Consider the following 19,561-nt stretch of genomic DNA (forward strand, 5'->3'; position numbering starts at 1 on the left):
AATATGAGGTGAACACGATTGTGTATAGAAATTCTCTAGTATTTAAAATTACTGCGGGAACGTCTGTGGTGATGATTGTTCTTTTTTCAGTCATCATTACCAGTAATCTTTTCTCCTTACGCGTTATAAGGACAAATACGGTCAATTCAGCTATGAACGAAATGAAGACTTATAATCGCGATATCAATTATTCCTTAAATAATGCGCTGAAGGATCTGAATGATGCAGCATTAAACGTAAATGCCTTTTCCGAATTGAACAGTGGCAGCGAATCTAAAAGATACTTTGCGGCGGTGAAATTGTCGGACATTTTGACGGAACGAATCAGTTTAAGCACAATAACCGATACCCTGGCCGTGTATAACAAACCGTTCGACAGCCTAATATTAAGCAGTAGCAGCAGAGTGTCAACCCTGGAAAAGGTAGCCGTATCGGATATGATCCGAACCGTTCTGGCACAGCGGGAGTACGCCCTTCATGATAAATGGTTTAACGTATGGATCAATGACCAGATGTTTTTTTATAAAGGATATAATTTCTCAGGCACGATCATTGTTTCTTTGGTCAAAGCAGATACATTGATGTCATTTGTAAATGTCATGGAGTTTAATTCAGATCAGCTTGTTGTTTTAACTGATTTGGCGGGGAATCCTTTATACACAGCGGCGAATGGGGGGCTATCCGGGATCGCTTACCCTTTACCAAATGGGGGGAGCGAGGTCAGCAAGTTATACGATAAATACATTATGGTGTCGACAGAACAGGAGACGAGTACTACAAGACTCTCGACAATCATTAAGGAAAAAAGTATATTGCTGGGTCTTGGATATATTCAGTGGATCATCGCGTTTCTGGGTATTATATCCCTAATTATAATGCCCTTTGTCATCTTTTATTTAAGAAAGGAAATCATAGTACCGATAAAGGCGCTTGTAGTAGGTACCAAAAGACTTGAACAAGGTAATCTGGATTATCAGGTAGCGGAAGAAGGGAGTTCTCTGGAATTTCGGACCCTAAATCATTCGTTTAATTCAATGGTGACAGAAATTAAAAATCTGAAGATAAGTCAATATGAGCGAAAGATCGAACTGCAAAAGGCCGAGTTAAAGTACCTGCAAATGCAGATCAGGCCTCACTTCTTCTTAAATGCGCTTACAACCATACACAGTCTGACTTTCAAAGATAAAAATGAGGATATCCGAGCATTTATCGATGCCTTATCTAATCATCTCAGGTATATGTTCAAGGGAGGCCTAAATAAAGTAACGGTCAGCGAAGAGATAGAGTATATAAAAAACTTTTTTTATATGCAGGAAATCCGTTTTCCCGACAGTGTATTTTATGTGTTTGATATAGAACCATCCCTTATGCAGAAGCAGATTCCGCAGTTTATCATACACACCTTTATTGAAAACTCCTTTAAACATGCTATGACATTGGATGAGCCTCTCTCGCTCTTCATCCAGATAAAACGGATTACCGATGAGGGTAAAGAAGCGATGAGGATAGTGATCGAGGATAGCGGGGAGGGTTTTCCTGATGAAATCTTGGAGAAAGTCAACAAGTCTGATGGGGTTAGCTCCATGGACGGGTATAGAATTGGAATTTCGAACATCAAAAGAACGTTAGCCTTGCTATACGGCAACAGTAGCCTTTTAAGAATATCCAATGTGGAATCACTGGGAGGACGAGTTGAGTTCATTATTCCCATAGATAAGGAGGATCAGCTTTGAAGCTGCTTATTGTTGAAGACGACCTGCTTACAGCAGAGGTGGTGCGTGACTCTATAGATTGGAAAGAGTTGGGAATCCATGAGACGGTTATGGTCCATAATGCTGCCGGGGCAAAGAAGATTTTTGAAGAGGATACACCCGATATTGTATTATGTGATATTGAAATGCCAAAGGAATCAGGGCTGGAGTTATTGAAGTGGGTTCGTTCAGAGCATTACACCAGTGAGTTTATCTTCCTAACGAATCACGAGAATTTTCATTTTGTTTCATTGGCGCTGGAATATACTGCGATTGGATATCTTACTAAACCGTTAAATATTGAGAAAATTAAAATAGCCGTTTTAAAAGCTGCTGAAAAGATAAACTTAAAAAATGAGCTTCACCGTTATAGCGAATATGGCCAATACTGGCTGAATAATAAAAGATTAATATTGGAAAACTTCTGGAGGGATCTTCTCTTTAATAAAATTACACCCGAACCGTCTGTGATAGAATATGAAGCTACAAAGAGAAACCTATCGATTGACTTGAAGGGACATTACCGTTTGGTCTTGGTGAGTGTGATTAAATCTGAGAATCAAGGCACCTCATGGGATGATTCAAGCTTCGAATATATTTTGACCAAGATATCTTCGGAAGTGATCCTTGAGGAATTGGGGCTTGAAAATGTAATTTTCTATGTGACAGACAGAAACTATTATGTGAGCATTATTGTAAGTGGAGTGGTGACAGACCAACAGATAAAAGAACGATGCGAGGCATTTATCAACACCTGCAAAAAATATCTGAGACGCATGGTTGCGTGCTATATTTCAGGCACAGGCAAACTTAAGACACTGGCTGAGAGTCGAAGAAAGCTGGAGGAAGTGGATCAGAATAATTTTATCTTGCGAAGCAAGGTGTTTTTCGAGGGAGATACAGATCTTCTCAACTTTACAGGACAGTATGCTCCTGATATTGGTACCCTCAGAGAAATGTTTGAAAAGGGCGAAAAACTGAAAATTGTAAATTTAATTAAGAATGATCTGGAGCTGCTGGTCGCTAAGAATAGTCTGGATGCCTCGACGATGTATTCCATTCATCAGGATTTTATGCAGATTGTATATGCATTTTTATATACTAAAGGGATACAGGCTCACCGATTGTTCTCGGATCCTTTATCGAAGCAGTTGAACCATAGTGCCAATAACTCTGTGTTTGACATGATGAAATGGGTGCATTTTATTTCTACAAGAACAATTGATTATGTGGAGGAAGTTAAAAAATCGGAGAGCATTATTGATAAAGCAAAACAGTTTATCTATGAACATTACATGGAGGATATTACAAGAAACGACGTAGCTGCAAGCGTTTTCCTTACCCCGGAATATTTTGCAAAGTTGTTCAAAGCCGAAACCGGGATCGTAATCAAGGATTTTATTAACCAATGCAGAATAGGAAGGGCCAAGGAACTGCTACTAAACAGCGATATCAGTATAAGCGAAATTGCCTTTCAAGTAGGGTTCGATAACTTCTCGTATTTCTCCACCGTGTTCAAAAAAATAACCGGCGTCAGTCCGCAGATATTCCGCAAGGAGGTTGGAGAGTAACATTCCACCTCCTTTCTTTAATGGCTTAAAAACGAAAAAGTCTCACTTGTTTTTGAAATCGAAAAATCAAAGGGGCAGCTATAATAAACCTGTAGAAGTTCTTGATTAACTAAATGGGGGATGTAAATGAGAAGAACTAAACGTTTTCAAAGTGTATTGTTGGCAACAGCTCTTTCAGCATCTTTATTGGCAGCATGCAGCAATGGGAATACCCAGGAATCTGGAGAGGACAGTAAGAGTAAGCCGGATGAAATTGTATATTCATTCGTAACTTTTAACAAGATACCGGAAAGCACACAAAATGTTGAAGAGGAAATCAACAAGATTACGGTTCCAAAAATCAATGTAAAAGTAAAACTGAAACCGCTAGCAATTTCGAGTTATGCGCAGCAGGTCAATCTCGACATTGCAAGTGGCGAAAAACTGGACATTTTCCACACTTTAGGGGATCTGAATCAGTACATTTCCAAGAACATGGCCCTGCCGCTAGACGATTTGCTCGATAAATATGGTCAAGAGACTAAAAGCATACTAGGTGAAGATTTCCTGAAGTCAACCCAAGCCAATGGAAAAACCTATGCGATTCCTGCATATAAAGGATATGCGTTGGCACCTAACTTGGTTTATAGAAAAGACATTATGGAAGAGCTTGGAGTTTCACCAAGCACGATTACAAGTATCGCAGATCTGGATGCTCTGTTTGCAAAGCTAAAAGCCAAGTATCCGGATATCGTTCCCATTGCGCCTGCTAATCAGGGGATTTCCGGCGTGTTAAACACTTTGGATAACATCGATTTTCTGACAGATGATATGTTCAAACCGACTGCAGTTTTGGTTGGAGACAGCACCAAAGTGGTCAATTTCTACGAAACAGAACAATTTAAAGAGGCAATTAAAATTGCCAGAGATTGGTATAATAAAGGCTATATTCAAAAGGATGCTGCTACATCCAATGTGCTGGCTACCGAACTGATGTCGTCTGATCGGGGATTTTCCTATATAGCAAGTTACGCGGGAATGGAATCGGGCGCTCAAATATCCGGCATGACAGGCAAGCCTGTTGACATGGTGCGACTGGCTCAGCCTTATCTATCGACAACCAGTGTAAACGCAGTTAGCTGGGCAATTTCTGCAAACAGTGCGAATCCCGAAGCTGCCATGAAATTCCTGAATTTAACCTATTCGGATAAAGAGATTGTGAATCTGATCGTTTATGGAATCGAAGGTGAAAGCTATAAGAAAATCGATGCTGATCACGTGAACTTTCCTGACGGCAGCGACGCAAATTCAGTTCCTTATACAGCTCAGCTTAGTTCGGGCATTGTAGGAAATATGTTTAATCAATTTGCACTCGAAGGACAAAGTATGGATGATATGAAGCTCATGGATAGTGAGAATAAATCGTCTGCCAAGTCGAAGGCGTTTGGATTTACTTTTGACAGTTCGAGTCTTAAAGCAGAATACTCTTCAGTCTTGAATGTAATTAACCAGTACTTGCCCGGCCTGAACTGCGGCGTGTTGGACCCTGATACAGAGCTTCCTAACTTTATTAAAGCTCTGAAAGATGCCGGAATGGACCGAATTGTTGCGGAGAAACAGAAACAGCTTGATGCCTGGCTCTCCCAAAATTAAATACATTACCAACATAAGTGAAGTGAAGATATCAATCTTCACTTCACTTATCACTGGGAAGGATATGGATATGGAGAAAACAGCGAAACGCAACAGCAGAAAAAATACATGGTCGTTATTGATGCTGACTCTCCCGGGGTTGGCGTACTTGTTAATTAATAATTATATTCCGATGGCCGGAGTGATTATAGCTTTTAAAAGTCAAAATTTTGCAAAAGGGATTTTTGGCGGGGAATGGATTGGCTTTGAGAACTTTGCATTCTTATTTAAAACCAAAGATGCCTGGATCATGACCAGAAATACAATTCTTTATAATCTGGCTTTTATAGTTATCGGGACGGTTTGTGCTATTTTCTTAGCACTGCTGATGACAGAATTAACCAAAAAGGTATTTTCTAAATTATATCAAAATGCACTGATACTTCCGAGTGTAATTTCCATGGTAGTCGTATCGTATATTGCGTTCTCATTTCTGAATTCAGATTCCGGGCTTATGAATAAGAGCATTCTGCAATTATTCGGATTTCCTGAAATCTCCTGGTATTCAGAAGCCAAGTATTGGCCACTTATTTTAATACTGGTCTATATCTGGAAAACCGCGGGTTACTCTTCCATTGTATATATGGCTAGCATTGCCGGTATGGATAAGAGTATATATGAAGCGGCGAAAATAGACGGGGCAGGAAAAATAAGACAAATCAAGGAAATCACCATCCCCTTGCTAAAGCCGACGATCATTATTATGACGTTGTTAGCTGTTGGAAGAATAATGAATTCTGATTTTGGGTTGTTTTATCAGGTACCCATGAACTCTGGGGCACTTTACAGTACAACTCAGACCATAGATACCTTCGTATATCGAGCTATGATGCAGTTGAACGACACAGGAATGGCAGCTGCCTCTGGATTATATCAATCCCTGATCGGTTTTATGTTAGTAATGGTAGCAAACGGGATTGTAAGAAAAATCGATTCAGACAACTCATTGTTTTAGGAGGCAGAATAAATGACAGAACTAAAAACCCGGGGAGAGAAAGGGTTCGCTATATTTGCTGAAGCAGTCATTGTTCTTCTTGTGTTACTTAGTATCGCACCCATTTTATTAATATTTATTGCTTCGATTACCCAAGAGAATTCTCTCATTTCAAATGGATACAGCTTTTTCCCGAAAGCTTTGAGTCTTGACGCTTACTCGTATCTTTTAGGAGATTTCAAAACCATTTTAAGAGCTTACGGCATTTCCATTTTAGTCACGGCAGCAGGTACCCTCTTGGGCGTATTGATTACGGCTATGTTGGCGTATCCGATATCAAGAAGTGATTTTAAATATGGCCGCATCATTGCATTTCTTGTTCTTTTCACGATGCTGTTTAGTGGGGGGATTGCGCCTGCATATATTATGTGGACAAGAATATTCCATATCAAGAACACCATTCTAGCCTTGGTTCTACCTAACTATCTAATGAATGCCTTCAATGTCTTTCTAATGACAAATTATTATCGGAACAATATACCGGGCGCCTTGATTGAATCGGCCCAAATCGACGGAGCGAAAGAGCTGAAGATTTTCTTCAGAATAATCCTCCCTCTATCTGTGCCAGCCATAGCGACCATAGGGATATTCACAGGTCTTGCGTATTGGAATGATTGGATCAACGGCCTGTACTATATTACCCAACCGCAGCTCTTCGGCATTCAAAATTTACTTGTAAGAATGATGGATAACATTCAATTCCTGAAATCAGGAGCTGCCGGCTCTGCTCTTGGCTCAGGAGCCGTACAACTTCCAAGCAATTCAGTGCGGATGGCGCTTGCTGTAATTGGAGTGCTTCCAATTGTGATCATCTTCCCATTCATGCAGAAATATTTTATCAAAGGTGTAGTTGTCGGGGCTGTCAAGGGATAAAAAACACTTCAGAACATTGAACCGGGGGAGAGGGATTTTTATGAAAGTCCAGCAGGTTATTGATACTATATTGGATCGGTTTGGCGGAATTAAGTTTGAGCACACCTGCGACCAGCTTATGAGCGGAAGCTTTGATACAGAAGTTACCGGAATTGCAACAACGTTTATGGCTACCGTAGATGTCATTAATCAAGCTATTGAACGCGGTGCCAACTTCATTATTACGCATGAGCCCACTTATTACACCGGCCGCGATACAACCGATTGGCTGAATAACGACCCTGTATATGAGCAGAAAAAGAAGCTGCTTGATGACCATGGTATTGCAATTTGGCGTTTCCATGACCATATGCATGCAGCACCTACGGACCTGATTTATGACGGGTTGATGAAGGAAATCGGCTGGGAACCGTACTTAGTAAAAGATCAGAAGTTCCCTTATTGTTACCAAATTCCAGAGATGTCCTTAAAACAATTGAGCGCCATGTTTAAGGAAAAGCTTAACATGGATGTTATTCAAATTGTTGGTTCACCGGATACAAGGTGCAGAAGAGTTGGGATTTTGGTGGGTGGTGGAAGTCTGGGTCTGGGCACGGAAGAGATGCCAATGATTCTGATGAGAGAACAGAATCTTGATGTATTAGTGTGCGGCGACATTATCGAGTGGACACTATGCCCCTACGTCCGTGATGCTGCAGCCCTCGGCATGAACAAGGCGATGATTGTTCTGGGGCATGAGCGCAGTGAAGAGGCAGGAATGAAATACATGGCTGAATGGCTGACACCGATGCTGAGCAGCATTCCTGTTCACTTTGTAGATACGAAAGAACCGTTTATTTACTTGTAGAAAAAAGGCGGGTAGATGATGTCCTATCAAAATAGAGTATTACCTGAACTATTGGAGATTTTAAACAAAGCCCCAAAGATTGATTTGAATGAAGATATAGTTAGTATCAGGAAAATGGAACCGCCAGCTGCAGATCGTTCTCCTGAAGTGAAGATTACGACAAGGAACATTCAAGGTCCGGAATCTGAGCTGCTATTGAGAATTTACGAACCAGCGGACAGGAACGGAACTATCCTGCCGGCAGTTTACTGGATGCACGGTGGCGGATATATTCTGGGAAGCCCTGAAGGAGACGACGGGTTCTGTGAATACATGGTTAATGAATGCCAGTGTGTTGTTATCTCCGTTGACTATCGTCTTGCGCCTGAGCATCCCTTCCCTGCAGCTATAGAGGATTGTTATGCTGGCTTACAGTGGGTGTTTGCCCATGCGGAAGAATGTCAAATTGACCTCTCAAGAATTGCCATTGCAGGTGCCAGTGCCGGAGGCGGCTTGACCGCAGCGTTGTCCTTATTGGCGCGTGACCGGGGTGGACTGCAAATCGCTTTTCAAATGCCGCTGTATCCTATGCTTGATGATCGCAACGAAACTTCGTCAAGCTATGAAATTAACGAAGAGAATATGCCGAAAGCGTGGAATCGGGAGAGTAATCTGAAGGCTTGGGAATTATATCTGGGCCCAGACGCTGCAGCGGTGACTTCGCCATATGCTGCTCCAGGCAGAGCGGAAGATTTGACAGGACTGCCGCCGGCATATACGTTTATCGGTCAGTTGGATCCTTTCAGAGACGAAACCATAACTTACGTAGCCAGACTGGCGCAAGCCGGGGTGTCGGTCGAGTTCCATCTGTATCCGGGATGTTTCCATGGTTTTGATGCCATCTTCAACGATACAGAAGTCAGCAGGCAAGCTAGAAGTGGATGCATAGAGGTATTAAGAAAAGCTTTTAAACAATCGAATAAGGAGTAGATGGATGTGGCATTTTTTCAAGTGAATTTCTACTCGAAAACGTTGAAAAGATTGGTTTCTCTAAATGCCCTGATTCCGGTAGATACATTTGGGATTCCGGGTCAGGAAATGATTGAGCGGGGACCTATGAAATCACTGTACCTTTTGCATGGCTACTCCGGGAATCACATGGATTGGGTGGGCGGCACCAACATTCAAGAATTATCCCTGCTCCATAATATCGCTGTATTCATGCCTTCCGGAGAAAATAATTTTTACTTGGACGATACAGATAAAGGAGAATTGCATGCAGAATTTGTGGGCAACGAGCTCCTTGAATTTACCCGTAACGTATTCCCTATTTCCGCTAAGAGGGAGGATACCTTTATAGGCGGGTTATCCATGGGCGGATTTGGAGCGCTGCGTAATGGATTAAAATACTCGCACAATTTCAGCGGAATCATAGCTTTGTCTTCGGCATTAATCACGAAGAATATTGCCGGTATACCTGTTGATTTTAAGGACGCAATTGCGGACTATAACTACTATAAAAGAGTCTTCGGAGATTTGAACAAACTCATGGGAAGCGATAAAGATCCTGAAGAATTACTTCTCCGTTTAAAAAGGGCCAATGCGACCATTCCTAAAATATTTATGGCTTGCGGAACAGAAGATTTTTTATTGAGTGAAAACCGGGATTATCATAGCTTCCTTATGAAACAAGGGGTTGAACATACCTATGTTGAAGCTCCGGGAGTCCATAATTGGGTGTTCTGGAATGAGTTTATTGAGAAAGGCATCAAGTGGATGCTTCGCTAAACCATCTGTATATTATGCTGGACAAATCATTGGGAGGGCGTGTGAGCGAATGCTGCTTGAAGCGGAGTTAGTTCTGGAGCTTACTGTGGAACTGGGTGAAACCTTGGACGTTGGTAATACCCCTAATGGATTCCTAAGATTAATTCCAATAACCGGCGGAGGCTTTGCGGGGCCGGAAATCAAGGGAAGGATTCTTCCGGGAGGATATGATTGGAATACTACGCTAAATGATGGCAGGGCACATGCATTTGCCAAATATGCGCTTCAAACGGATGACGGTGTCTATATCTCCATCGAAAATGAAGGCTATCTAAGTTCTGGAATTCACAATAGTGCAATTCAAACGACACCGCGGTTTCAAGTGACGGATGGAAAGTACGACTGGCTGAGAAGCGGGGTTTTCGCAGGTAGCCTGGAAGCGGGCCAAACCGAAGTGCCCAGTGTATGCATAAAAATATATAAACTGAAATAGGTGTGAAGATGATTGAATTTGGAGACACGCTTACTTTTACAGATAGAAAGAATGATGTCTTGGCCATTGGTGAACTCTTGATCGATATGATCTCTGATGAATACGGCGATAACTTCGAGTCCGGTACCTATAAAAGGTTCTTTGGAGGGTCTCCGGCCAACATTGCCATGAATACGGGGCGACTTGGAATACACTCTCAGCTTGCTTCTGCCGTTGGTAAAGATGCGTTGGGGAATTTTTTGATCCATCAAATGCAATTTGCCGGCATAGATGCAAGCCTTATTCAACAGGTCGATTATTCCACGAGTATGGTCATGGTAACTAAAAGCGTAAGCACCCCGGTCCCGATATTCTATAGGGGTGCTGACTATTATTTATCCTTTACAGATGAACTGGATAAGGCCATAAAGAACTCCAAAATTGTTCATTTCTCATGCTGGCCTATTTCCAGAATTCCTGTTCGTCATACCATAGAGAAAGTTATCGATCAGGCTCAAAGAACCGGTTCTTTGATCTGCTTCGATCCAAACTATCATCCGTTGCTCTGGGAAAAGAATGAGGACGGAATTGAATATATCAAATCCCTTATCAAAAAGGTGGATATCGTGAAACCTTCCGAGGATGACGCGGAAAGATTGTTCGGGAAGGACAACCCCCTCAATCAGATAGACAAATTTCTTAAGCTCGGCGCTAAGCTTGTGGTTATGACGCTGGGAAAAGAAGGCGCTATTGTCTCTAACGGTAAGGAAACCATTCAATTCGATACTCTGGCGGATCAGATTGTGGACACTACTGGTGCAGGGGATGCATTCTGGTCAGGTTTTTATGCAGCCTTGGTGAAAGGATACACCCTTCAACAGTCTATCACCCTTGGTTTTGCAGTAAGCGCATATAAACTGAAGTTTCTTGGAGCTGTTGTAGACTTGCCAAAGCTGGATAAAATAAAACAAATGTATAGTTTATAGAGGATAACCAGGAGAGGAGAACGGGCATGGCGGTAAAAAACAAGGTGCAGCTAATTACTTATCCTGACTCTTTGGGGGGAGATCTGAGAACGCTCCATGATATTTTAATAAAGTATTTCTCGGATATATTTAAAGGGGGAATTCATATTCTCCCGCCATTCCCATCCTCCGGAGACCGGGGGTTTGCTCCACTTACTTACCTTGAGATCGATCCGGCATTCGGAACTTGGGAGGATATTAACGAGATCGGCGAAACCTTCGATGTGCTGGTTGATTTGATGGTCAATCATATTTCCAGGCAGTCCAAGTATTTTCAGGACTTTTTAGAAAAGGGCCGAAAATCGGAATATGCTGATCTGTTCATTACTCTGGATAAGGTCTGGGAAGACGGACAACCCGTTGAAGAGGATATCAGCAAAATGTTTTTGCGCAGACCCCTTCCCTATTCCAGCTTCAAGATTGCGGACACAGGTGAGGAAGAGACGGTATGGACGACTTTTGGCAAGAGTGATCCTTCGGAGCAGATTGATTTGGATATCCATTCCAATCAGGTTAGACAACTTTTTTCGCTATTCTTTGAAAACTTCAGCAAGCACAATGTGAAAATAGTCCGGTTGGATGCGGTAGGCTATATTATCAAAAAACTCGGAACGAGCTGCTTTTTTGTTGAACCGGAAATTTATGAATTTCTTGATTGGATCAAGGAGCTGGCAAGCTCATATGGAATTGAACTTCTGCCGGAAGTTCATGCTCATTATTCCATCCAGTACAAACTGGCTGAACACGGTTTCTGGATTTATGACTTCGTTCTGCCATACATGATACTGGATACCTTCATAAACCAATCCAATGAAAAGCTATTCGGTTATTTGAAAAACAGACCCGCCAAACAGTTTACCATGCTCGATTGTCATGATGGTATTCCCGTCAAGCCGGATATGGATGGTCTGATCGATCCCGCAGAGGCTAAAAAGCTTGTTGATGTATGTGTCGGAAGAGGCTCGAACTTAAGCTTGATTCTGTCGGATGAGCACAAGTCGGGTGATGGCTTTGATGTTCACCAGATCCGCTGCTCCTACTATTCAGTGTTGAACAATGATGGCGACGCCTACTTGGCCGCGCGATCCATTCAATTTTTTGTGCCGGGGATACCACAAGTCTATTACGTAGGACTTTTAGCTGGTGAGAACGATATGGAAGCGGTGAAGAAATCCGGAGAAGGACGTGAAATTAATCGTCATAACTTCACTGTGGAAGAGGTTGAAGAGGTAATTCAGAAGGATGTGGTGCAAAGGCTCCTGCAACTGATTCGTTTCAGAAATGAGTATGATGCATTTAATGGAGAGTTTAGCATAGCGGAGTGTCCTCAGGATGAAGTCCGGCTCTCCTGGAAAAAAGAGAAGACTTGGTGCGAATTAAATATCGATTTAAATACAAATAAGACTGTAATAAAGTATGTAGATGATAGCGGTATGGAGAACCGTTATGTGGTATAAATTAGGTAGAAAAGACACCTTGAGGGTGTCTTTTTCATTTTTTATTGGCTGGCGTGGCTGTTGGAACGGAGGGAAATTGAATGTGCTGGAGATGAACGTGGCGGTTGAAAATTAGGGGTGCATATGTTCGCAAAAATCGTTTATTTTCCTAAAATTTTGTGTATAATAAAGCTGACTGACCAACTTATTCCAAAGGGGATGAAGCATGATGTCAATCGGTTTGAACCCGTATTTTGTTTTTAATGGAAACAGAGGAGACGGAGGCGCGGGAGATTTTTGCTGCGCTGGGTGACGGCGGTCAGGTGGTCATGCCTCTGCAGAAGACGGATTGGAGCCCTTTGTATGGGATTGTAAAGGACAGGTTCGGTGTTACTTTTCAGGTGAATGTAAGTAACTAAGGAGGAATGATTGTGACCAAAGTAAAACAGACCATTGTGCCGCACCTATGGTATGACAAAGAAGCGGTAGAAGCCGCTAATTTTTACGCATCTGTTTTCCCCGAATCTAAGGTGACTAGCGTTACGCAACTTCATGACACGCCGTCCGGTGACTGTGATCAGGTTTCTTTTGAGATATGGGGACAGAAGTTTATGGCGATCAGTGCGGGGCCGTACTTCAAGTTAAACCCGTCGGTTTCTTTCTTCGTTAATTTTGATCCGTCACGCGATAAGGATGCAGCTGAGAAAATAGATGAGGTCTGGAACAAATTATCTGAAGGCGGACAAGCATTAATGCCGCTTGATAAATATCCGTTCAGTGAGCGGTACGGCTGGATTCAGGATAAATTCGGTGTGTCCTGGCAGCTGATGCTTACGAATCCGGAGGGCGAGGAGCGGCCGGCTATTATTCCGTCGTTTCTGTTTGTGGGTGATCAGTGCGGCAAGGCGGAAGAGGCGATGTCTCTTTATTTATCCGTATTTGGCAACTCGCGGCAGGGATCGGTCGCCCGCTACCCCAAAGGCTCGGAGCCTGACCGGGAAGGAACGATTATGTTCGCTGACTTCATGCTGGAGAATCAGTGGTTCACCGCAATGGACAGCGCGCATGAGCATAAATTCAGCTTCAACGAGGCCATCTCCTTTATGGTGAAATGCGATTCGCAAGAGGAAATTGACCACTACTGGGAGAGGCTGTCTGCCGTTCCGGAGGCTGAACAGTGCGGCTGGCTGAAGGATAAGTTCGGCGTGTCCTGGCAGATTGTTCCTTCTGCGCTGGATGAGCTGCTGGGAAAAGGAACACCTGAGCAAATGGAGCGGGTTACAAAGGCTTTTTTGCAGATGAAAAAGTTCGATCTTGCAGCCTTGCATAGGGCTTATAATGGCGAGTAGATGCACAGTACCTGTCGTATACCGGAGGAAATGATATAGTAAGGATGAGAAGCGGCGGGAGGTAGAACTCTTACCGCTTTTTTGGTGCGCCGGAGCATTTTCAACGGAAATTCAAAATAGTATCAAACGATCTAAAAAGTCCAATATAAGCTAATAAGCATCAGTGGAAATGGTTAAGAGGGAGATGAGTCACGGTTCACTTCAGAAAACATCCTAAATATTCGCTAAAATTGATAGCATTATGCTTTTAACATTCACTTTTGATACAAAATCAAAAATGACTATAGAAATCAGTAGCCATGATTTACAAGGGAATCTGTAAGGGCTTACAATCTGACATATCTTTGCTGATGCAAGAAGATCTGGATTCGGTCCAATACATCTATAGAGAAGCGAGGTGGGGCAGGAGCGAAAGCGATTCATTTATACTAATTCATATTGAAAACGCTTAATTATGAAGGACCGGAGAGCAAGCTTTCTCAGCAGGACTTGGCAGCTTCATGATTTTACGACGAGGAGTGAAGGTATTGAAGAGCAAGCTCAAAAAGTACATGTCTGTCGTTCTCACAGTTTCTATGGCATTTATGCTGATGCCCTCTGCGGTTTTGGGTGCGCCGCAAGGCGGCGGTAACGCAACTGCAGCTGCCGCTTTGACACAAGTAGGCGGTGTACTGGATTTTGAAGATGGCGAGTTAACAGGCACTGTAACCGGCGCTCCGGCAACCATAGGACCCGGGTCCGTTACGGTAGCAGTTTATGAATCTAACAAGGCACTCCGCGTTCAGCCTCCATCTGATACAGATTCAAATGAGGCCAAACAAGCCAGCTACTGGTGGACTCTTCCCTTAAACAGCGGTGAGTATGACCTGACCGGCAAAGATCAGGTTGAAGTATCCTTTGACTGGTGGGCTGATATTACCCGTCCAAGTGCCAACTCGCTTGATGTACGTCTTAATGACGGTACGGATCAAGTGGTAACGCTGCGGACTGCCGGAGGCGGGACAAATGCGGACTCACCGGCGACCATATCCTATTACGCCGGCAATATGAATGCGGCTAATGCTCCGGCAACAGGAGCGTCTGTTACTGCGCTAACAGGCGTGCCGCGACTGACCAAACTTTCAGCGACCCTGAGCCTTGATCTCCTGGCTCAAGTGGCAACAATCAGCGTTACTGACGGCGCTTCAAGGGTGTATACCACGCCTCAGCCGATAGCCATAGGCTCCGATAAACTGACCAGCCTGAGCATCGGTGCAAGCCGGGCAAGCGGACAGAACTGGGCAAGATTTAACGCGGTTACAGGTGTTGACTGGAATGAAGATACCTATGGCATGCGTGTTGACAATATCCTGTTCAAGGCAGCTTCGACCGGAGGCGTTAAACCGGTTATTAACCCAGGTGAGTTAACAATATCTCCGGCTTCTACTGCCAATCTGGAATATGGGGAAGGTTCTCTTGCCGATAAGCATTCAGCCACATTCAGCGCGGTTGTAATGCCTATTAATGCAACAGACCGGACGTTTACATGGTCGATCAGTGACGAGAAGATTGCTGCGATAACGGTAAATCCGGATAACAGTGTAACGATAACGGGGGTCGGTGCAGGCGAGGCCACTCTTACGGCTGTATCCGTTATGGACAGCTCGGTCAAGAGCAGTGTGCCGATCAAGGTTAAATATGTTCCTTCCGTTACTGAGCCGGCTCCGGACTTTTCTGCACTGTTGGCGGAGGGATACACACAGGAATTCGGGAGTAACTTTGCCGCTGGCGGAGAAGCTCCGCTATGGATATTTGCAGGCGGTACCTACCATACGCTTGCCAGAGAAGATGCTCCTCAGGTTAATAATTATTTCCGGTTTGACGCTTCCGGTTCAGGCAACCGCGGCGGTAAGGGGGATTTACCTCACGCCGTTTCCGGCAGCAAGGTCTATGTTAACTTAGACTGGAAGGTTCCGGCAGTTAACACCCTGCAGAATACGTTTAACCTGAGCTTCCAGGACGGTTCTAACGTTCTGCTTAGCTTAAGAACAGGTACTTATAACGGGGCAAGAACAATAGGTGCGTTTGCAGGGAGCCTGCCAGGGCCGACCGGGCCTAATCCGGCTAACTTCTGGAGTACTGACCGTTACCATGCGTTTACGTATAACGAGGTGAATACATGGTATACAGTCGGTGTAGAGTTTGATTTTGATACAATGCTCGCTACGGTTTCCCTTGTTCCAAGAGATGCTGCTGAAGCAGTGCCTTCGGTGCTGACTATTCCTTTTGAAGGAAGCCAGATCAGCTCGTTTGTCCTTACAGGTGAGCGTGCAGGCGGAAATAACGTGAGTGTAGTGGATAATGGCGTCGATAATTTGTACTTCTTTACTAAACAGCTTTCAGCGGACACGATAGTCGAAGTGCTGCCGTATGAATTCTTGCCGGTACTTCCGGAAACAGCAGACAGCAATACATTGGAGAGCTGGTTCAAGACCGTATACATCGGGGATGTGACTGACGAGGCAGGGCTTGATCTGCCGGCAACGGTTAAGGTTAAGCTCGCGGACGGCACAACTGCCGAGGTAGGCGTAACCTGGGCTTTAACGGAAGCCCCATGGTCTACAGCGGCTGCAGATCTGGTTTATAAGGCAGATAAACAGGGCGTATTTTCCTATGCCGGGACACTTACCAGTGTTCCTGACGTAGCGGTTAACAGAATGGGATTAAAGGCGAAGCTGTACATCGAGAACCGGCATAAAGACAAGGTTACTGCGGAGCCGATCTCAATGGAGTGGCTGGACAGAGGTGTGGTAGCCGTTCCGGTGAACAGCGGCGACGGTGTGCTTGTGACATGGCGCCTGCTGTCCTCTGAATACAACAAAGGCTTAACCTTTAATGTCTACAGAAACGGCGATAAGATTAACACGTCACCGGTTACTGTACTGGATTATGTGGATGCAGGCGGTAAAACCGGAGACAGATACGAAGTAGAGACTATAAACACTGGCTCGATGAGCAAGCCTGCAACAGCGTGGGCTAACAATTATGTAGATATTCCGCTTCAGAGACCGGCTGATCGTCCTAACCCGGCTCTGGCTTACGGTGCGACATCTAATGCCGACCCGATTACCTACACAGCCAATGACACATCTGTAGCGGATATTAACGATGATGGCCAGTATGAGATTCTTGTAAAATGGTATCCGTCCCAGGCCCAGGATCCGGGTCTTGCAAACCGGCATACCGGGGAAACCATTTTCGATGCCTATACGCTTGAAGGGAAATTGCTATGGAGAATCAACCTGGGTATCAATATCGTGTCCAGCGCCCATCACAGCGCATTTAACTTCTATGATCTGGATCAGGACGGAAAAGCGGAATTTTCAGTTAAGACAGCAGACGGAACCAGGGGTTATCTGCCTAAAGCGGACGGTACCATTGATGATCTGACTGATACTCCGGCTTGGGTATTGGGTGACCCGGAAGCGGTATGGGTAGGCAGCCTTCAGAATCCGGCAAAGGATAATCAGGTCAACAATACGGCGCTGGGCAGAGTTGCGTCTGGTCCGGAAACCTTTACGGTGTTTAACGGGGAAACCGGCAAACCGGTTGATACCGTTGATTATTTTGCACCGTACAGCATTAGCTCAAACTGGGGCGATAACAACAATAACCGCAGCGACCGCTTCAACGGAGCCGTTGCCTATATGCCGAAGAACGGCGAATATGGCGCAGAGCCTTATCCTACCGTTATTGAGGTGCGCGCTCACTACGGCCCGCAGTATGTAGCGGCATACCAGTTTATTGACGGTAAAATAGTGGAGATCTGGACGTTCACGCTGGCTGACTGGAACGCCGGCAGCAATCAGGGTAATCACAATGTTAAGGTGGCTGATCTGGATTTTGACGGCTATAACGAGGTTGTCCTTGGCGGCATCACAATTGATCAGGACGGAACGATTGTATGGAGCACCAACGGAACGAGAGGTACAGTAGCCGGAGGTCATGGTGACGCGCTGCATGTTGCCACGATGGTACCGGACAGCAACGAAATTTATGTTTTCCAGCCGCATGAAGCCAGTCCGCCAAACAATGTAACGCTGGTTCGCGGTTCCACAGGGGAGGCAGTGTGGACCTATTCAGCGAACTTAGGCGATGTTGGACGCGGCGTTGCAGCTAACGTAACTCCTTTACCGGGCTTTGAGGTGTGGGCGATAGGGACGCCTATGTACAATATTATGAACGGCAAAGTCATTACTGCTGATGTCGGCGGGATCGGCGTTGCTAACAAGGCGCCTGTTAACTTCATCCTGTATTGGGATGGAGATCTGCTGAGCGAGTTCTTTGACGGGCCTGATAACAACAATTCAACAGCCGCTCCAGCGATCACGAAATTCAACTATGATGTGACAACTGGGCAGAGCGAGCTTACAACGCTGCAGACCCTGACCGGAACCTATTCCAACAACGGGACCAAGGCGAATCCGGGCCTGATTGCCGATATATTCGGTGACTGGCGTGATGAAGTGCTTGTCCGCACCGATGACAATAATGCGCTGAGAATCTACACGACGGACATTCCAACGGATAATGTAATCTACACGCTGATGCATGATCCGCAGTACCGCCTGGCCGCTAACTCTCAGAACGCTATGTACAACCAGCCGGCGCATTTGAGCTTTTATCTGGGTGAAGACATCCGGGATGAGGTTCAGAACATGCAGCTTCCGGTGTCTAACATCTACTACACTGCAGAAGCTGACGTTACCCCGGCAGAGAATTCTGTTCTCTCTGTAACAGAGGCAACGTACTATACGAACGCGGGCGCTGACCTCACGGTAACGGTGACATTAAACGGCAACACGCTTACCGGGATCAAAAAAGGCGATTCTGCACTTGCTGATACCGACTACAGCCTGGATACTGTAACGCCGGATGGCAAACAGACGGTTACAATCAAGAGAAGCTATTTGGCAACACTGTCTAATGGTGATGTCCTGACCTTCGTGTTCAGTGCAGGGAAGTTTGCGAAGCTGAAGATTACGGTGACGACACAAGAGGTCTCTATTCCGGGATCAAACCCAGGATCAAACCCGGTTACTCCGACACCAACCCCGGGCCCTGCAGCGGGCTCAGGAACAGGTACCGGTTCTGCAGTGCAGACACCTACTCCGGAGAAGCCGATTTTAAAGAGCACCCTTGTGAACGCAGAGCAGACTAAGGCTAAGCTGCAGCAGGCACTGCAAGCAAATCAGCCGGTCAGCTTCTCAGACGTACCACAAACGCATTGGGCAGCAAAAGCAATCCGTTTAGCTTCACAGCTTGGCATCGTCGAAGGTATGCTTAACGGCGAGTTCAAGGGATCAAATCAAGTAACCCGGGCTGAATTCACTGCGATGATCGTCCGGACGTTGGGCATTGATACGACAGGAGCAGCAGGCTCCTTCTCTGACACTAAGGGTCATTGGGCAGATGCCTATATCACGGGATTACAACGTGCAGGTATCGTGAACGGTGCCGGGAACGGCAAGTTCAATCCTAACCAGGAGATCACCCGCGCCGAGATGGCTGCAATCCTGGCCCGTGTACTGGATATGAGTGCACCTGCCAGCGCAGCGCAATTCTCGGATCTCAGCAATCATTGGGCTGCAGACAGTATTGAGCAGCTTAGCAGAGCAGGTATCGTATCCGGTATGGGCGATGGTAAGTTTGCACCGAACGATACAGCTACCCGCAATCAGTCGGTAACGATTATTATGCGGATGCTGAATATCGTGCTTGATCTGGGTCTGGAGCTGTAGGACAGCTGATTTTAGAATCTCCACTTTAAATGCTGTTTGTGTCAGG

The 19,561-nt window shown here is 44.9% G+C and carries 13 protein-coding genes and 1 pseudogene; all 14 read left to right on the forward strand.

What is annotated here, in order from left to right:
* Positions 1 to 8 precede the first annotated feature (8 nt).
* The 14 genes and pseudogenes from NST84_RS00950 to NST84_RS01015 all read left to right on the forward strand — a co-directional run bounded on the left by NST84_RS00950 (position 9) and on the right by NST84_RS01015 (position 19,515).
* Positions 9 to 1,733 carry a histidine kinase gene (locus NST84_RS00950; protein ID WP_342563812.1) on the forward strand — a complete coding sequence of 575 codons (1,725 nt, stop codon included), beginning with the start codon at positions 9 to 11 and terminating at the stop codon, positions 1,731 to 1,733.
* Complete coding sequence (locus tag NST84_RS00955; protein ID WP_342563813.1) at positions 1,730 to 3,322, forward strand: helix-turn-helix domain-containing protein; 1,593 nt, start codon at positions 1,730 to 1,732, stop codon at positions 3,320 to 3,322. The genes NST84_RS00950 and NST84_RS00955 overlap by 4 nt, the downstream gene beginning before the upstream one ends.
* A gap of 126 nt (positions 3,323 to 3,448) precedes the next feature.
* Positions 3,449 to 4,954, forward strand: coding sequence for an ABC transporter substrate-binding protein (locus tag NST84_RS00960; protein WP_342563814.1), 1,506 nt, complete (start codon positions 3,449 to 3,451; stop codon positions 4,952 to 4,954).
* A gap of 70 nt (positions 4,955 to 5,024) precedes the next feature.
* On the forward strand, positions 5,025 to 5,948 hold the full coding sequence (locus NST84_RS00965; protein ID WP_342563815.1) for an ABC transporter permease subunit: 924 nt from the start codon (positions 5,025 to 5,027) through the stop codon (positions 5,946 to 5,948).
* A 12-nt stretch (positions 5,949 to 5,960) separates the two neighbouring features.
* Positions 5,961 to 6,860 (forward strand): carbohydrate ABC transporter permease, encoded by a 900-nt coding sequence (locus NST84_RS00970; RefSeq protein WP_342563816.1) that lies wholly within the window; start codon positions 5,961 to 5,963, stop codon positions 6,858 to 6,860.
* 40 nt (positions 6,861 to 6,900) lie between these two features.
* Positions 6,901 to 7,707: a Nif3-like dinuclear metal center hexameric protein gene (locus NST84_RS00975; protein WP_342563817.1), complete on the forward strand. Its 807-nt coding sequence runs from the start codon at positions 6,901 to 6,903 to the stop codon at positions 7,705 to 7,707.
* An 18-nt stretch (positions 7,708 to 7,725) separates the two neighbouring features.
* A complete protein-coding gene (locus NST84_RS00980; RefSeq protein ID WP_342563818.1) occupies positions 7,726 to 8,676 on the forward strand; it encodes an alpha/beta hydrolase in 951 nt (316 codons plus the stop codon).
* Positions 8,677 to 9,474 (forward strand): alpha/beta hydrolase-fold protein, encoded by a 798-nt coding sequence (locus NST84_RS00985; protein WP_342563819.1) that lies wholly within the window; start codon positions 8,677 to 8,679, stop codon positions 9,472 to 9,474.
* A gap of 49 nt (positions 9,475 to 9,523) precedes the next feature.
* Positions 9,524 to 9,946 carry a DUF3237 domain-containing protein gene (locus tag NST84_RS00990; RefSeq protein ID WP_342563820.1) on the forward strand — a complete coding sequence of 141 codons (423 nt, stop codon included), beginning with the start codon at positions 9,524 to 9,526 and terminating at the stop codon, positions 9,944 to 9,946.
* An 8-nt stretch (positions 9,947 to 9,954) separates the two neighbouring features.
* Positions 9,955 to 10,911 (forward strand): sugar kinase, encoded by a 957-nt coding sequence (locus NST84_RS00995; protein WP_342566315.1) that lies wholly within the window; start codon positions 9,955 to 9,957, stop codon positions 10,909 to 10,911.
* Between the two features lie 26 nt (positions 10,912 to 10,937).
* Entirely contained in the window at positions 10,938 to 12,407 is a 1,470-nt protein-coding gene (gtfA, locus tag NST84_RS01000) for a sucrose phosphorylase (RefSeq protein ID WP_342563821.1), read from the forward strand.
* Positions 12,408 to 12,658: 251 nt separating this feature from the next.
* Positions 12,659 to 12,805: pseudogene (locus tag NST84_RS01005) on the forward strand (VOC family protein); the annotation flags it as partial.
* Positions 12,806 to 12,817: 12 nt separating this feature from the next.
* Positions 12,818 to 13,735, forward strand: a complete 918-nt coding sequence (locus NST84_RS01010; RefSeq protein ID WP_342563822.1) for a VOC family protein — start codon at positions 12,818 to 12,820, stop codon at positions 13,733 to 13,735.
* A gap of 527 nt (positions 13,736 to 14,262) precedes the next feature.
* Positions 14,263 to 19,515: an S-layer homology domain-containing protein gene (locus NST84_RS01015; RefSeq protein ID WP_342563823.1), complete on the forward strand. Its 5,253-nt coding sequence runs from the start codon at positions 14,263 to 14,265 to the stop codon at positions 19,513 to 19,515.
* Positions 19,516 to 19,561 lie beyond the last annotated feature (46 nt).

Origin of the sequence: Paenibacillus sp. FSL R7-0345 (genome assembly GCF_038595055.1) — a bacterium.
Lineage (GTDB): Bacteria > Bacillota > Bacilli > Paenibacillales > Paenibacillaceae > Paenibacillus_AQ.

What these genes read in the sequence shown, in the direction of transcription:
- NST84_RS00965 (WP_342563815.1), top strand. Translation starts at nt 5,025, where the DNA reads ATGGAGAAAACAGCGAAACGCAACAGCAGAAAAAATACATGGTCGTTA.
- NST84_RS00995 (WP_342566315.1), top strand. Translation starts at nt 9,955, where the DNA reads ATGATTGAATTTGGAGACACGCTTACTTTTACAGATAGAAAGAATGAT.
- NST84_RS00980 (WP_342563818.1), top strand. Translation starts at nt 7,726, where the DNA reads ATGTCCTATCAAAATAGAGTATTACCTGAACTATTGGAGATTTTAAAC.
- NST84_RS00975 (WP_342563817.1), top strand. Translation starts at nt 6,901, where the DNA reads ATGAAAGTCCAGCAGGTTATTGATACTATATTGGATCGGTTTGGCGGA.
- NST84_RS00970 (WP_342563816.1), top strand. Translation starts at nt 5,961, where the DNA reads ATGACAGAACTAAAAACCCGGGGAGAGAAAGGGTTCGCTATATTTGCT.
- NST84_RS00985 (WP_342563819.1), top strand. Translation starts at nt 8,677, where the DNA reads ATGGATGTGGCATTTTTTCAAGTGAATTTCTACTCGAAAACGTTGAAA.
- gtfA (WP_342563821.1), top strand. Translation starts at nt 10,938, where the DNA reads ATGGCGGTAAAAAACAAGGTGCAGCTAATTACTTATCCTGACTCTTTG.
- NST84_RS00960 (WP_342563814.1), top strand. Translation starts at nt 3,449, where the DNA reads ATGAGAAGAACTAAACGTTTTCAAAGTGTATTGTTGGCAACAGCTCTT.
- NST84_RS00990 (WP_342563820.1), top strand. Translation starts at nt 9,524, where the DNA reads ATGCTGCTTGAAGCGGAGTTAGTTCTGGAGCTTACTGTGGAACTGGGT.